Origin of the sequence: Flavobacterium algoritolerans (assembly GCF_030010385.1) — a bacterium.
Taxonomy (GTDB): domain Bacteria; phylum Bacteroidota; class Bacteroidia; order Flavobacteriales; family Flavobacteriaceae; genus Flavobacterium; species Flavobacterium algoritolerans.
The window spans coordinates 188,784-204,967 of record NZ_JASCRZ010000005.1 but is presented as its reverse complement, the minus strand read 5'-3'; the positions used below and the strand labels follow the sequence as shown (position 1 = coordinate 204,967).

Annotated in this window: 16 protein-coding genes; all 16 read left to right on the top strand. The window is 32.3% G+C overall.

The window, feature by feature from the left end; translation table 11 throughout:
* The first annotated feature begins 50 nt into the window (after window positions 1-50).
* The 16 genes from QLS65_RS12085 (at window position 51) to QLS65_RS12010 (ending at window position 16,159) form a co-directional block, all read left to right on the top strand.
* Window positions 51-1,058, top strand: coding sequence for a mannose-1-phosphate guanylyltransferase (locus QLS65_RS12085; protein WP_282718045.1), 1,008 nt, complete (start codon window positions 51-53; stop codon window positions 1,056-1,058).
* 8 nt (window positions 1,059-1,066) lie between these two features.
* Complete coding sequence (locus QLS65_RS12080; protein WP_282718044.1) at window positions 1,067-2,017, top strand: GDP-L-fucose synthase family protein; 951 nt, start codon at window positions 1,067-1,069, stop codon at window positions 2,015-2,017.
* Window positions 2,018-2,143: 126 nt separating this feature from the next.
* A complete protein-coding gene (gene gmd, locus QLS65_RS12075; protein ID WP_282711709.1) occupies window positions 2,144-3,268 on the top strand; it encodes a GDP-mannose 4,6-dehydratase in 1,125 nt (374 codons plus the stop codon).
* A 150-nt stretch (window positions 3,269-3,418) separates the two neighbouring features.
* Window positions 3,419-4,189: a glucose-1-phosphate cytidylyltransferase gene (gene rfbF, locus QLS65_RS12070; protein WP_282711708.1), complete on the top strand. Its 771-nt coding sequence runs from the start codon at window positions 3,419-3,421 to the stop codon at window positions 4,187-4,189.
* Window positions 4,190-4,192: 3 nt separating this feature from the next.
* Window positions 4,193-5,281: a CDP-glucose 4,6-dehydratase gene (gene rfbG, locus QLS65_RS12065; RefSeq protein WP_282718030.1), complete on the top strand. Its 1,089-nt coding sequence runs from the start codon at window positions 4,193-4,195 to the stop codon at window positions 5,279-5,281.
* Complete coding sequence (locus tag QLS65_RS12060; protein WP_282718028.1) at window positions 5,274-6,173, top strand: NAD-dependent epimerase/dehydratase family protein; 900 nt, start codon at window positions 5,274-5,276, stop codon at window positions 6,171-6,173. Before rfbG ends, QLS65_RS12060 begins: the two co-directional genes overlap by 8 nt.
* Entirely contained in the window at window positions 6,173-6,580 is a 408-nt protein-coding gene (locus QLS65_RS12055) for a polysaccharide biosynthesis C-terminal domain-containing protein (RefSeq protein WP_282718026.1), read from the top strand. Before QLS65_RS12060 ends, QLS65_RS12055 begins: the two co-directional genes overlap by 1 nt.
* Before the next feature lie 12 nt (window positions 6,581-6,592).
* Window positions 6,593-7,792 carry a glycosyltransferase family 4 protein gene (locus tag QLS65_RS12050; RefSeq protein WP_282711701.1) on the top strand — a complete coding sequence of 400 codons (1,200 nt, stop codon included), beginning with the start codon at window positions 6,593-6,595 and terminating at the stop codon, window positions 7,790-7,792.
* A 17-nt stretch (window positions 7,793-7,809) separates the two neighbouring features.
* Window positions 7,810-8,670, top strand: coding sequence for an alpha-1,2-fucosyltransferase (locus QLS65_RS12045; protein ID WP_282718024.1), 861 nt, complete (start codon window positions 7,810-7,812; stop codon window positions 8,668-8,670).
* Window positions 8,671-8,686: 16 nt separating this feature from the next.
* Window positions 8,687-9,667 carry a glycosyltransferase family 10 domain-containing protein gene (locus tag QLS65_RS12040; RefSeq protein WP_282711699.1) on the top strand — a complete coding sequence of 327 codons (981 nt, stop codon included), beginning with the start codon at window positions 8,687-8,689 and terminating at the stop codon, window positions 9,665-9,667.
* Window positions 9,668-9,728: 61 nt separating this feature from the next.
* Window positions 9,729-11,225, top strand: coding sequence for a lipopolysaccharide biosynthesis protein (locus tag QLS65_RS12035; protein WP_282718022.1), 1,497 nt, complete (start codon window positions 9,729-9,731; stop codon window positions 11,223-11,225).
* 29 nt (window positions 11,226-11,254) lie between these two features.
* Window positions 11,255-12,667 (top strand): hypothetical protein, encoded by a 1,413-nt coding sequence (locus QLS65_RS12030; RefSeq protein ID WP_282711697.1) that lies wholly within the window; start codon window positions 11,255-11,257, stop codon window positions 12,665-12,667.
* 23 nt (window positions 12,668-12,690) lie between these two features.
* A complete protein-coding gene (locus QLS65_RS12025; protein WP_282718019.1) occupies window positions 12,691-13,611 on the top strand; it encodes a glycosyltransferase in 921 nt (306 codons plus the stop codon).
* Window positions 13,612-13,669: 58 nt separating this feature from the next.
* Window positions 13,670-14,680, top strand: a complete 1,011-nt coding sequence (locus QLS65_RS12020) for a glycosyltransferase (protein ID WP_282718017.1) — start codon at window positions 13,670-13,672, stop codon at window positions 14,678-14,680.
* 7 nt (window positions 14,681-14,687) lie between these two features.
* Complete coding sequence (locus tag QLS65_RS12015; RefSeq protein WP_282718015.1) at window positions 14,688-15,728, top strand: polysaccharide biosynthesis protein; 1,041 nt, start codon at window positions 14,688-14,690, stop codon at window positions 15,726-15,728.
* Complete coding sequence (locus tag QLS65_RS12010) at window positions 15,728-16,159, top strand: dTDP-4-dehydrorhamnose 3,5-epimerase family protein (RefSeq protein WP_282718013.1); 432 nt, start codon at window positions 15,728-15,730, stop codon at window positions 16,157-16,159. Before QLS65_RS12015 ends, QLS65_RS12010 begins: the two co-directional genes overlap by 1 nt.
* Window positions 16,160-16,184: the final 25 nt, after the last annotated feature.

Genomic DNA, 16,184 nt, shown 5'->3' with positions numbered 1-16,184 from the left:
AATAATAGAATTAAAATAGCAATACTAAAGCAAAGATTTAAAAGTTCAGCATGGAAAATAAGCCTTCAATTACACATGTTATTCTTACTGGAGGAGTAGGCAGCCGATTGTGGCCTTTGTCCCGTAAAAGTCAACCTAAACAATATTTAGATTTGTTTGATGGTAAATCATTGTTTGAGATGACTGTGGAGCGTAATCGCAATGTTGCAAATAAAATTATGGTAGTAGGTAATATTGATAATTGTCACCTAAGTAGAAAAGTGATGGAAAAATCCAATACTGCCTATATAGACATCATTGAATCAACGCCAAGAAATACAGCTGCCGCAATAGCTTTTGCCGCATTTGCTTCGCATCCGGATGATATTTTAATCGTGACCCCATCAGATCATATTATTGACGAGATGGAAAATTACGAAGCTGCGATACAAGAAGCGGTAGAAAAAGCTTCCAAAGGCTATATTGTAACTTTCGGAATTGTGCCCACAAAGCCAGAAATAGGGTATGGTTATATTGAAAGAAAAGGAGATGACGTGATTTCTTTTCGAGAAAAACCAAACCAAGTAACTGCAAAGGATTTTATTGCCAAAGGAAATTTTTTATGGAACAGTGGTATGTTTTGTTTTAAAGCGGGTGTATTTTTAGATGAACTACAATCCTTTCAGCCAGATGTATATGAAAAGTCTAAAATTGCATGGGCTAGTAATAACAATGGTACTTTAGATTTACAATTGTCTCTTGAAATTCCTTCTATCAGTATTGATTATGCAGTTATGGAAAGAAGTAAAAAAATAAAAGTAGTACCCTCCACATTCATTTGGTCTGATTTAGGGTCTTTTGAGTCCGTTTATGAGTATCTGGTTTCTACGGGTCATTCTGTTGATAAAAATGGAAACATGGTTATTGGGACTGATAATTATACCGCTTTTGTGGGATTAAAAAACACTATTTTTGTTTACACGGAAACGGCTAATTTAATTTTGCAAAAAGATAGTTCACAAGATGTCAAGAATATATATAATCAGTTGGAAAGAGAAAATCCAGACTTGTTAAATTAGAAAAGAATATGAATAAAGATGCTAAAATTTACATAGCAGGGCATAATGGTATGGTAGGTAGTGCTATCTGGAGGACCTTGTCTGCTAATGGATATACTAATTTGTTAGGAGCTTCCAGTCGTGAATTAGATTTAAGAAATCAACAAGCTGTTACTGATTTCATAGCTATTGAAAATCCGGAGGTTATTATTGATGCTGCGGCAAGAGTAGGAGGAATATTAGCTAATACTAATTATCCGTATCAATTTATTATGGAGAACATGCAAATCCAGAATAATTTAATCGATTCTGCACTGCAATCCGGTGTAGAGAAGTTTATTTTTTTAGGAAGTTCTTGTATTTATCCTAAGCTAGCGCCTCAGCCTTTGAAAGAAGAGTATCTGCTTACAGATGTTCTAGAACCCACTAATGAATGGTATGCTATTGCTAAAATTACTGGGGTAAAAGCCTGTGAAGCTATTCGAAAACAATTTGGAAAGGACTATGTAAGTCTTATGCCAACTAATTTATATGGTACACATGATAATTTTGATTTGAACACCTCACATGTTTTACCTGCGATGATGCGAAAATTTCATGAAGCAAAAGAAAATAATCATGCTCCAGTTACTTTATGGGGAAGCGGAACTCCCATGAGAGAATTTCTGTTCGTAGATGACATGGCCCAATCTGTAGTTTTTGCTTTAGAGAATAAATTGCCGGACTCTTTATATAATGTTGGAACCGGTGAAGATTTGACCATAAAACATTTGGCAGAAACCATTCAAAAAATCACGGGACATCAAGGAAAAATTATTTGGGATGCAACCAAGCCAGATGGTACCCCCAGAAAATTAATGGATATATCCAAAATGCACGATTTAGGGTGGAAACATCAAATCAATCTTAAAGAGGGAATCCAAAAAACCTATGATTGGTTTTTGGATAATATAGATCAGTTTAAGGAAGTGAAAATGTAAATCGTTGAATGTACGTAGTCGTCATTTTTTTTGTCAAATCGAACAACAATCTACGAATCACAAACCAAACAACGAATCACGAACCAAACAACGAATGATAAATCACGAACAACGAATCAAAATAATATGAGTACAATACAAAAAACAGCCTTTATAACAGGAGTAACAGGACAAGATGGAGCTTATTTAAGCGAGTTTTTATTAAAAAAAGGATACATAGTCCATGGATTAAAAAGACGTTCTTCTTTATTTAATACGGATAGAATCGATCATTTATACCAAGACCCACATGTTGACCACCGTAATTTCTTTTTGCATTATGGTGACATGACAGACGGAACAAATTTAATTCGTTTGATTAAAGAAATTCAACCAGACGAAATCTATAATTTGGCTGCGATGAGCCATGTGGCAGTTTCTTTTGAAACACCTGAGTATACTGGAAATGCAGATGGATTGGGGACATTGCGTATTTTAGATGCTGTTCGTTTGTTAGGGTTAGAAAAAAAGACTCGTATTTATCAGGCTTCCACTTCGGAGTTGTATGGTAAAGTACAGCAAGTGCCACAGTCTGAAACTACACCATTTTACCCACGTTCCCCTTATGCTGTGGCTAAAATGTATGCTTTTTGGATCACTGTGAACTATAGAGAGGCTTATGGCATGTATGCTTGTAATGGTATTTTATTCAATCATGAATCTCCTATTCGTGGCGAAACATTTGTTACTCGTAAAATTACGAGAGCAACTTCCAGAATTGCTTTAGGATTGCAAGATAAATTATACTTAGGTAACTTAGATGCCAAACGCGACTGGGGTCATGCCAAAGATTATGTGCGCATGATGTGGATGATTTTGCAGGCTGATGAAGCAGAGGACTGGGTAATTGCTACCGGAAAAACCACACCTGTTCGTGATTTTGTACGTATGAGTTTTGCTGAGGTTGGTATTGAATTAGAATTTAAAGGTGAAGGTGTTGAGGAGAAAGGTTATGTTAAATCGTGTAGCAATCCAAAATTTCAATTGGAAATTGGAACACAAGTATTAGCGGTTGATCCTAAATACTTTAGACCTACTGAAGTTGATTTGTTGATAGGTGATCCTACTAAAGCAAAGACAAAATTAGGTTGGGAATGTAAATATGATTTACCGGCATTGGTAAAAGACATGATGCAAAGTGATTTGAAATTGATGCAGAAAGACCAATACTTGAAAGATGGGGGATATCAAACGTTGAATTATTTTGAGTAAGCTTGATTGAACTGTATGATATTAAAAATCAACAAAATAATAGCATTGCTGTTGTTTATAAATTGATTGCTTTGGATGTGAATTTGTCTAATTATGCACACAAATTAATCCGCTATATATTCTAAAAATACATTACTAAAAATTACTAATATGAAAGTTGTAATACTAGCCGGTGGATTAGGCACCCGATTAAGTGAAGAAACGGTCTTAAGACCTAAACCTATGGTTGAAATTGGAGGGATGCCCATTTTATGGCACATTATGAAAATTTATTCTTCTTATGGATATAATGATTTTGTAATTTGTCTTGGCTATAAAGGTTATGTAGTCAAAGAATATTTCGCGAATTATTTCCTTCATAAATCGGATGTAACTATAGATTTAAAAAATAACTCGGTAAAAGTGCATGACACGCAAGCCGAACCTTGGAATATTACATTGGTGGACACTGGCGTAAATTCAATGACTGGCGGACGAATTAAGCGTGTTCAAAAGCACATTGGAAACGAGCCTTTTTTACTTACTTACGGAGATGGTGTTTCTGATGTGGATATTAAAAGCTTAGTTGAAAAACATAAAAGTAGCGGAAAGTATTGTACGGTTACCTCGGTTCAGCCATCAGGGAGATTTGGAGCCTTAGAATTTGGCGAAAATGACCAGGTAAATTCTTTCTTAGAAAAACCAAAAGGAGATGGAGCATGGATAAATGGAGGTTTCTTTGTTTGTCAACCAGAAGTTTTTGATTATATCGATGGTGATGATACTATTTTTGAGAAAAAACCGATGGAGCAATTGGCAGAAGATGGACAAATGATTGGATACCGCCATCATGGTTTTTGGAAGCCCATGGATACATTGAGAGACAAAGTAGAACTCGAAGAAAGTTGGGCTTCAAATACAGCAGCTTGGAAAACGTGGTAAATTATGTTTAAGAAATTAGAAGAAGCCTACAAAGGCAAACGTGTTTTTTTAACGGGTCATACCGGCTTTAAAGGAGCTTGGATGTTAAAAACCTTGTCAATGTTAGGAGCAACTGTTAAAGGTTATGCACTAGCACCAAAACAAGACGACGATTTGTATCATATAATCGATGGAGATACACTTTGTGCCTCTGTTATTGCTGACTTGAGGGATAAAGAGCGTTTGTCGAAAGAAATTTTGGATTTTGAACCAGATTTTGTATTTCATCTTGCAGCACAGCCTTTAGTGCGTTTGTCTTATGAAATTCCTGCGGAAACTTTTGAAGTCAATGCGCTAGGAACTGCATATGTTTTAGATGCTGTCCGTTTGCTTGAGAAAAAATGCTCTCTGGTGCTAATTACAACAGATAAAGTTTATCAGAATAATGAATGGGTTTATCCCTACAGGGAAACCGATCGATTGGGCGGTTATGATCCTTACAGCGCAAGTAAAGCGTGTACAGAATTAGTGATAGATTCTTATAGGAATTCATTCTTTAATACAGCACATTATTCAGAACATAAAAAAGTAATTGCTGTGGCAAGAGCTGGAAATGTAATTGGCGGTGGCGATTGGTCAAAAGACAGGATTATTCCAGACATTGTTAATTCTATTCGAAATAACAAAGTCTTGTCTGTCAGAAATCCAAAATCAATCCGACCTTGGCAACATGTTCTTGAACCTGTGATGGGTTATTTATTGCTAGGACTAAAAATTGATCAAGAACCGCTGAAATTTTCGGGAGCTTATAATTTTGGTCCTTTTGATGAAGATGCCTTTACGGTGGAAGATCTTGTAAAATTAGCTATTTCAATATTTGGAAAAGGAACTTACGAATGTCCTGTATTAGAAAATCAACCTCACGAAGCTACACTTCTAAGATTAGATATTTCTAAGGCAGTTCAAACATTGGGGTGGAAGCCTTTGCTTACTAGTAGTGAAGCCATCAGCCTTACAATGAATTGGTATGCTGTTTTTATTTCCGGGGAAAGCGATATTAAACTCTTGGTAGAAGAAAACATTACAACTTACTTAAATCAAAAAAATGACTAAGATTGCAATTATTGGCTCTACTTCTTTTTTGGCAAGTTATTTAATTGCTGATTTAGAAGATGAAAACCATGAGCTTACACTTTTTTCAAGACAAAAAACTACTGAAAATCATCAGTTCATTTCGTTTTCTTTTCCAGATTCTATACCAGATTTAGGTGTTTTTTTAGAATTTGATGTTATTGTTTTTGCTGCTGCAGGAGGAGTTCAGTCATCAAAAAAGTACAGTTTAGACGAGATTTATCAGCTTAATGCTTTCCTGCCAATTACGATTGCTAATTTTTTAGACGCAAATAACTTCAAGGGAAAATTTATCACTTTTGGATCTTATTTTGAAATTGGTGCACAAAAATCACTTAAAAAGTTTAGTGAAAAAGAGGTGGCGCTTTCGGATTACGATGTTCCAAATCACTATTGCCTTTCAAAACGATTGTTGACTAGATTTGTAAATGATTCATTAGCCAAAATCGACCATTATCATGTAATCCTGCCTTCCATTTATGGAAAAAACGAAAATCAAAATCGATTGATTCCGTATCTTATTGAAAGCTTGGAACACAAAAAAGAACTCGAATTAACTGCCGGAACTCAAATCAGGCAATTTTTACATATTAAAGATGTCTGCTCATTTATAATGATGCTTTGCCATAAAAATGTTGAAAAAGGTATTTATAATTTAGCATCCGATACTCAAAATTTGGTTAAGGATGTTGTTGAATTGATATTTAAGCATTTTAATAAAGACCACAATAATGCACTTGGAAAAGCAAAAAGGCAAGATGAATCTATGCAGGTTATTTTGTTAGATAATAAAAAAGCTAAAGATTTGGGTTGGAATCCAACAATAAGCTTGGAAGAGGGTATTTTAGATTATTTTAAAAAAGAGAGTAAATAATGGACTTATCAGAAAAAATAATTAGTTACAAAAGAAACAAAATCGAGGACACTCGTGGCTGGTTCTTGAAAGTAATTACAGGAAAAGAAACTAATCTTCCAAATAGCACAGGCGAAGTTTACCTAACAATGGCAATTCCCGGTGAAATGAAAGGCGGGCATTATCATCCTCTTGCAAATGAATGGTTCACGTTAATAACGGGCGAGTGTCTTCTAAAACTAGAAGATTTAGATTCAAAAGAGCGTAAAGAAATTTATTTAAATGCTAATGATCCAGTTACTATCTACGTACCTTCAGGCATTGCTCATGCTTTTTTTAACGTAAGCACCAACAGTGATTTTATATTGTTAGCTTACTCTGATCAACTGTTTGATCCTGTGGATACGATTCCTTTTACTTTTGTGTAATTGACTGCGATTATGAGACCTAAAATACTTCTTCATCCTGATTTTTTTTATACAGGTCATTCCGGCGCAATTGCGGCTAGAGAAGCGGCACGACAATTAGATAAACTTGGTTATGACGTAAATATTTTCACTCATGATAAAAAAGATGAATCTATAGCTACATACCCTTATTTTAGAAGAATTGAATATAGAGGAAAAGCAAATTATTTCCCAAAGCCATATAAAGATTCCTTTTTAAAAGTGCTTTCTGAATTAAAACCTGATTATGTCTTTTTTATAGGAGGAATAGTAAATGTACCTTTGGTCTATATTGATTTATGTGTTGAAAACAATATAAAAACGGCATTTCTATTTCTTGCTCAGGATTTTTTCTGCGCAAGATTCCATGCAGCTTTAGGAACTGGAGTTTGCACTAAATGCCTGGATGGTTCCAATTTTAATGCTATATCAAATAGTTGTTTGGAAAAACATACAAGGCCTACTCTTTTTTTCTTAAACTATCAGTTAAACCAAGTTATGTTTCTTCCCAGAATACGAAAGATAGATTTTGTCTTGGGTTCATCTGATGAACAATTACATTTTTATGAAAAAATAGGGATAAAAAAATCTAATATTTTTAAAATACCTTTGTTTTTTGACCAAAAAAGAGTTCACGAAATTAATTTACCTTTACAGCCTTATTTTGTAATTATAGCACAATATAGGCATGAAAAAGGAATTCATTTAATATCTAAAATTTTAGATTATATTGAAAGTGGCATTACAGTAAAAGCACTATTTTTTAATGATGATGAAGCACAGCGATTTTTAGAAAACTATCCAGAAAACAAGAAGCATGTTGAAAGTAAAATGCTAGAAATTTTACCAAATGTTACAATGACAACAGGTGCGGTGGAATTAATTTCGGGATCAAAAGGCGTAATAAATCCTTCAATATGGTCAACAACAACTGAATTTGTTCTGCTTGAAGTATTAGGGATGTCAAAACCTGTTATTACATTTGACGTAGGTATACATAAAGAAGTTATTATAAACAGAGTTAACGGTATCTGTATTAAGGCTGGCGATTTTCAGGCAATGGGAGATGAAATTAATAATTTGAGTAAAGACATTTTACTTCAGGAAAGTATTTCACGAAAAGCGAAAGATCTTTATCATGAGCTTACTGATGAGACATCCTTTGTTAAAGTATTGACAAGCATATTCCGATAAATTATAAACTGAAAGAGATGAAAATCGTAAGAATAATTGGAGGATTGGGAAACCAGATGTTTCAGTATGCATTCTATAAGAAATTAAAGGAAAAATATTCAGATGTCAAATGTGATATTAACGGATATGAAACTTATACATTACATACAGGATTCAGTTTGCAAAAATATTTTGATGTACAATTAGACTTTGCTTCGTATTCGGAAGTAAATTCACTAACGAGTATTTATAAAAAAGATTTTTTTTCAAAAGTATTTAGAAAAATATTTAAAAATAAAAAAAGTCATATTGAAGAAATTGATTTTGATCAATCGATATGTGATAAGAGAGGCAGTCTTTATTTAGATGGTTATTGGCAAAGTGATAATTATTTTGGAGACTTAGAGGCTCTACGAAAAGATTTTGAGTTTAAAAATATTCCACAATTAGATGATAATATTTCAGATTCAATTCAATCATCTAATTCTGTTAGTTTACATGTTCGACGAGGTGACTATGTTGGAAATTCAGTTTATGCACAGCAAGGACAAGAATATTATGTAAACGCAATGACAAAGCTGTCAGAGCTAGTAGAAAATCCAGTATTTTATGTGTTTTCTGATAATATAAAATGGGCCGAAGAAACACTCCTTTCAGGATACAAATCACAGTTTTCAATTGTTTTTTATAATAAAGAAAATGGTTCTGAAATTGATGATTTGCATAAGATGTCGCTTTGCAAGCATAACATTATTGCAAATAGTTCTTTCAGTTGGTGGGGTGCATGGTTAAATTCCAACTTAAATAAAATAGTTATATATCCAAGAAATTGGTACACAAGTAAAGTTAGTAACTTGAAACATATTGAACAAATGCCTGAAAAATGGCTGAATCTTTAATTGACAATTTAATTTCATGAAAAAAGTAAAACTATCCTTTCCTCCAAATAAATGGAATATCGAAAAGCATTCTCCATCAGGTAGCTGTATTTGGGGTGATTATGAGTTTTTTTTAAATCAAGAAATCGATGAATGTGATTTTTGGCTCGTTTGTGGAAATATTGTTCCTGAATACGAGAAGACGATTGTTCCTAAAAAAAATGTGATTTTCGAAACATCAGAAAGCGCTGATATAGTAAATTACACACAAAAGTTTTTAAGCCAATTTAGTTATGCATCCTCTTTTAGAACTGATTTAAAACATATAAATCTCTTAAGTTCTATACCGATTATTCCGTGGTTTGTAAAAATGAATTTTGATGAACTTTCTCAGGTACAAAATGTACCCAAAACAAAACAAATGTCCTTGTTAGCTAGTGATAAAAAAATATCAGTAAACCACCTTAAGAGATTAAATTTTGTCAAAAAAATACACAAATACTTTGGAAACGAAATAGATATTTATGGAGCGGGATTTACAAAGCATGTTTATGATAAAAATTCGACATTAGATCCTTACAAATATTCAATAATTTTAGAAACAATTGAGGTCCCTGAATACTTCAGTGAAAAACTAGGCGACTGTTTGCTTTCACAAACCTTTCCGATATATCATGGTTGCAGTAATTTAGATCACTATTTTAAGCCAAAATCTTATCAAAGAATTCATATGCAAGACTTTGAAGCTTCCGTTAAATCAATTAAAGAAATTTTGAATTCTGATAATTTTTATGAAGAAAAAATAGAGTTTCTTTTGGATGCGAAAAAACAGTACTTAGATAATTACTCAATGTTTTCTGTAATGGCTAGTATTCTAGATAAAGTGAGGCAATTAAATGGCAGTCAAACTGATAAAAAGGAACTTGTAAAGATCACAAAATTTGATCCAAGTAATGTTTTCGACAGAATTACCAACAGATTAAAAGTAGAAGCTTATGATTTATTTCATAAACCATAAATTAAAATAATCTCAATTTTGATTTTGAGTACAACAAACATTTTTTTATCTGTCAGTTTCAATGAAAACAAAAGCAATTACTCATAATATTCTTGGTTCCCTCTCAAATTTTGTTTTTTTATTTTTGACGGGTATACTTTTATTGCCTTATTATTTTAAATTTATAAGTACGTCAGAATATGGAATTTGGCTCGGTGGTATTTCTTTCTTATCTTTAGTTTCCGTATTTGAAGCAAATATTAGTCTGATTTTAACGCAACAGTTAGGTAATAAATGGGTTAATAAAAAGCTAGATGAATTTTCAAAATATTTCTCAGCAGCAATTATTTTTGGACTGTTAGTTAGCATAGTTGTCGTTTTTGTTACCTATTTTTTTAAAGATATGCTGACACATTGGGTAACCCCGTCAGGAGCAGTTAATAAATCGTATTCTCAAAGTTTCTTTCTCTATTCTATAGCGTTATCGTTGACCATTATTTCCGGATATTTAAATAGTATTCCTCAAGTATTCTTAAAAACATTCTGGCCACCTATTTTTAATTTAATTTCGTCTGTATTTGGGATTGTTTATACACTTTGGGCAATTCCACATCAAGGGATTTTAGCATTAGCCAGTGGTAATTTAGTCAAAACTCTGATTTACACGATTTTAGATTTTTTTTATGTGCTTATTATTTTAAAAAAAGAACAAATCCCTTTCTGTGTTGATGTACACTACCTTTTTATGTTGATAAAGAATATCGGGCTACCGTTTATTTCAAAAGTAGGAATGACACTAGCGATGAGTATTCAGAATTTTATTGTTGCTACCACAATTTCATCTTCTGCAACTACAATTTTTGAAATCACTAAAAAATTACCTTCATTGACAGTGATGATTATCAACATGATTGCTGTTTCAACTTTTACGTCATTCTCATTATTTTATTCTGAGAGCGATAATAAAGGCTTTGTTCATGATTACACTAAACATTATTTTTCGTTAATCCGAATGATGCTCGTATTTACACTATTGATTATTTTTCTCATCGGTCAAGATTTTATATCAATTTGGGTTGGACTCGATAAATTTGGTGGAAATTATCTACTTAGTTTAATATGTCTGACCGTTTTCTCTGACCAATTAAGAATGATATTATCCCAACAGTATTACGCAATTGGTAAATTTAATTTAACTTCAATTACGGATTCTGTTTTTGCTGTCTCATTTTTAGTTTTTGCATTAATAATTATGCCAATAATTGGGTTAGAAGGTATCGTTATTGCTGGAATAGGAGCAAATCTTATATACTTTATTTCGTGCGCAATTCTTGAAAAAAGGTTTCATACAGACATGGTTCAATATATAATTACTAAAAATTTGCTTTTGGATTTGTCAGTAGTGTTTTTAATATCGGGCTCTGCTATCCTGATATTGAATCAATACAGAAACAGTTTCTTTGTACTAATAATAACGATAGCACTTGCCGCACTATTGATGGCCATGTTTTATTACAAAAGAGAGGTGGTTTTACTTAAGTTTATCATTTCTAAGTTTGTAAGATTTCCAAAAAAATAAATAATCAAAGCGCAATAAAATATACCAAAATGCCATATATCTATACATTAAATAATTATTTAATAATCTGGAGGAATTTTATAGTTTCTTATCTGGCAATAATTTTATTTTTTGGACTTTTTACAGATTTGAATTCAAGCCCGATGTGGTCCTACTTTACTTTAGGAATTGCCTCTTTATTAGGATTAAAAATATTTTGTCATTTGTTTTTAAAGAAAATTGGATTTAATGCATTTGCAGTTGTTGGTGGCGCTTTTGTATTTAAAATGCTCTTTTCTACCTGGCATTTTTTAACTTTTGTACAGCCTGAATATTTTAATGGGAATACAAATTATGAATTTTTTTATGATTTTTATTGGATGCATGAAAGCATTCAATATTTATCTGACGAAGCACATAGCGTTGGTTTTTTAAACTCAATGACGAAAGATTTTTTCTTAGAAAACAAAGGCGCTTTAATTTTCTATACTTATTCACCAATTTATTATTTTGGCGGGAATTTAGTCCTCAATTTAAGTCATATAAATGCTGTTTTTACATTGTTTACAGCTGTTTTAGTGACTTTTATAGCCAAAAACTTCTTTGATTTGAGCCAAAAACAACTTTTTGCTACATTGATTTTATGCTCTTTTTTTCCATTTGGAATGATTACATCAATGACAATGCGAGATTTTGCAGGTCAATTTTTAATAGCGTTGGGTATCATAAGTCTGCAATTTTCTTTCAAGAATCCAAAACTTTTCTTTTTACTTTTTGTTTCAGGAATATTATTTTATTTACAAAGAAAGAATTACATTATTGTACCTTTTGCAACCTATTTAATTTTTTTGTTTTTTTATACAAAACAGTCTGGATTGGTCAAGTATGGTAAAAAATTCAATTTGCGCGTAGTATTACTTTTGACTACCATTATTGTGGGGTTTAAATATTATCAGCTGGCTACTCAGTCAGAATTAATTGATGTAGATTCTCAATTGTCGTCCGATTATACAAGTGACTTAACCCAAGTGCAGTTTTACCTGTTACTTCCAGTGTATATTTTTAAAGGTTTTTTGGGACCATTTCCATGGTCACAATTCTTTAAATTTACACAAGAAACAATTTATCAAATTAGTGACTATTTTACTTCTACGTTTATATTTACAATTATTGTTGTGTTGTGGAGAAAAAGAAAAAAATTAAATGGCTTTAAAGGAGAAATTAATGTTGTCACTATTGCAAGCTTAATAGTTTCTTTTGCCGGAATTGCTTCCGGATTCATGCACCTATCATACATTTCTATTTCTGTTATTTTTTTAATTCCATTTGTGATGAAGCACATGGATTTAAAATATTTTCTCAGAAATTACATGGCAGTATTTATCCTGTTTGTAGGATTATCTATTTTATGGGTAGGATTTGGTTTGTATGGAGAAGGGAATTGGTCTAAGTTTAGAAGTTAGATAAACATTTTAGTTAAAGAATTATGCAACCATTAATTTCTGTTATCTTACCCGTTTACAATGCCTCAAAGTTTCTCGCTGAGGCTATTGATAGCATATTAGCGCAGGACTTTCAAAACTTTGAATTGTTAATTATAAACGATGGTTCTACAGATGATTCACAGTTAATAATCAATGGTTATAGTGACAAAAGAATTAGAGTTTTTGAAAAATCTAATGGTGGTCTTATTGATACATTGGCATTTGGTATTGAAAGAAGTGATTCCCTTTGGATAGCTAGAATGGATGCAGATGATGTAGCCTTACCAAAAAGATTTGAAATTCAATTTCAATCGATTGCAGATGATGTTGCGGTAATCGGAACTCAAGCTTCTTTGATAAATGAAGATGGTGTTGAATATGGAAGGACTAAATTTGCTTTGAATCATAAGGATATTGTTGTTCAATTGGAAAATTTGTCTTCGAGTATAATTCACCCATCCGTACTCATCAATAAAAAAATGTTGGAAAAAGCGGGCGGTTATGATCCAAAAATGCACATTGCTGAAGATTTTGATTTATGGTTGCGAATTTCAAAAATTGGAAAAATCATCAATATTGACCAACCTTTGCTTAAATTAAGAAAACATGGAAGCAACATTTCTGCCACAAAACTCGACATTGCTACAGATAATTGCCTTATAAGTTTAGCTTACCATTATAAAATAAATTCCCTAGTCATTATGCCGGAGGAGTTTTATCATACAGTGAGCAAAAAAATTGCGATGTGGAGTAAAAGTTATAAAAAAAATGTTATCGAGTGGGAAAGAGGAAAGAATGAAATAGGAAATAATGGGTCATTTGGAAAAATTATTTATTTAACCATGCATCCTAATTTAATTGTTAACTACGCAAGAATTTTTTTATCTAAAAAAAAGTTGCTAGATAAAATTAAGTATACGTAGTAGTTGACTTAAAGGTCAATTAAAAAATTTTGTGTAAAAAATTTTCTAGTTATTTAAAATGATATTAATCGATGCTTTGTATATAAATAATAGTGGTGGAAAAATTCTGCTTGACTATCTTATTGAAGAAATAGAACAAAGAAAACTCAAAGTGCATTACCTTTTAGATGATAGAATTGTAGGTAAGCACCCTGCGATTTCTGACAATAGTGTGACTTTTGTGCGCGCTAACTTGATGAAAAGGCACCAGTTTTACAAAGAAAATAAATTGAATTTTACAAAAATATTGTGTTTTGGTAATCTTCCTCCAACACTAAAGACAAAGGCAGTTGTCTATACTTACTTTCATCAAAAATTATTTCTTGAAATACCAAGTAATACCCATATTAAAAGTAAGATAATTTTTAAAATGAAGGCTGCAGTTCTAAATCTATTAAAAGTGAAAACTGATTTTTGGATTGTTCAAACAGATGCAATGAAACAACTTTTAATACATAAATTGCAATTTGGTTCCGCTGTTCAGGTTCTTACTATTCCATTTTATCCATCACTTGAAATCGCTAAAAAAACAACAAATGCGAAATATAATTATGTCTATGTCAGTGCAGGCACACATCACAAAAATCATATTAAATTGATAGATGCATATCAGATTTTTTATGGTTCATCTGATAAAAAATCAGAGCTGCACTTAACGATAGGAGATGAGTTTGGAATCTTACAGGATTACATAAAAGAAAAAGTAAATCTTGGATTTCCAATTATAAATCATGGATTTGTCAATCGTAATGCTCTTAAAGAAATATACAGCAAAGCCAGCTTCATGATTTATCCTTCTTTGTCAGAGAGTTTTGGATTAGGAATTGTTGAAGCTATCGAAAGCGGATGCGAGGTTATTGGCGCCGATTTGCCTTATATGCATGAAGTTTGCGAACCTTCATTGTGTTTTGATCCGAATAACGTTGACGATATTGTAGCAGTATTAAAGTCGAGCGTATCAGGAAAATTTAAACCTACAAAACAGAAGATACATAATCAATTAAAGGATTTATTACAGCTTTTAAATTAATAAAACAATGAAAATACAAGATAAAATACTTCTAATTACAGGAGGAACAGGTTCCTTTGGAAATGCAGTTTTAAACCGTTTTTTGCAGACAGATCATTTTAAAGAAATCCGTATTTTTTCTCGTGATGAGAAGAAACAAGATGACATGCGTAATCAGCTCAAAAACGATAAGCTAAAATTTTATATTGGAGATGTACGTGATTATAGTAGTATTGAAAGAGCTATGCATGGTGTAGATTATGTATTTCATGCTGCGGCTTTAAAACAAGTACCTTCTTGTGAATTTTTTCCGATTGAGGCTACTAAAACTAATGTCTTTGGGACTCAAAATACAATTGATGCGGCTGTTGCAAATGGCGTTCAAAAAATAATATGCTTAAGTACTGATAAGGCAGCTTATCCAATTAATGCGATGGGAATCTCAAAAGCATTGATGGAGAAAGTGGCTATTGCTGCTTCAAGAAACATTCGTGAAAACAAAACAACAGTTTGCTTAACGAGATACGGAAACGTAATGGCTTCAAGAGGATCTGTAATTCCGTTATTTTTAAATCAAATTAAGACAGGACAGACCTTAACGATTACTGATCCAAAAATGACCCGTTTTTTAATGTCATTGGATGAAGCTGTAGAACTTGTTTTATTTGCTTTTGAGCATGGCAATCAAGGTGACTTGTTTGTGAATAAAGCGCCAGCAGGCACAATTGCTGATTTAGCGGAAGCCTTAAAAGAGTTATGCCAAGCGGATAATGAAATAAAAGTTATAGGAACACGTCATGGCGAAAAGTTGTATGAAACACTTTGTACCAGAGAAGAAATGGCTAAAGCGGAAGATATGGGCGAGTTTTACAGAATTCCTGCAGATAACCGCGATTTAAATTATGCACAATATTTTTCTGAAGGCGAAAAAGATATCTCCATAGTTGAAGATTACCATTCTCACAATACAGAGCAATTGGGGGTTGAAGGAATGAAAAAATTGCTGGTAAAATTACCGTTGATCCGAAAAGAAGTTTTTGGGGAAGATGTTTTACAAATGCCGGGTTAATGATACAAAATCCAGAAATAATTCAAGGTAGAAGTTATCAGGATGAACGTGGGAAGCTAACATTTGTAAATGATTTTAATCTTTCAGAAATAAAAAGATATTATATCATAGAACATACAGATATAAATATCATTCGTGCTTGGCAAGGTCATAAGATGGAGCAGAAATGGTTTCAAGTTATTTCTGGAAGTTTTTTAGTAGCTGTCGTAAAGCCGGATAATTGGGAAAATCCTTCATTTGATATTCAAATAGAGCGTTTTATTTTAAAATCTGACAATACACAAGTTTTGCACATTCCAGGCGGTTTTGCTAATGGTTTTAAAGCTTTAGAAACCAATTCAAAAATGATTGTTTTTTCTGATTTGACATTGGAGGAAGCGGCAAGTGACAATTTTCGATTTGACAGTAACCTTTGGTTTGACTGGAAATAAATTATAATAGTATAAAAAATATAAA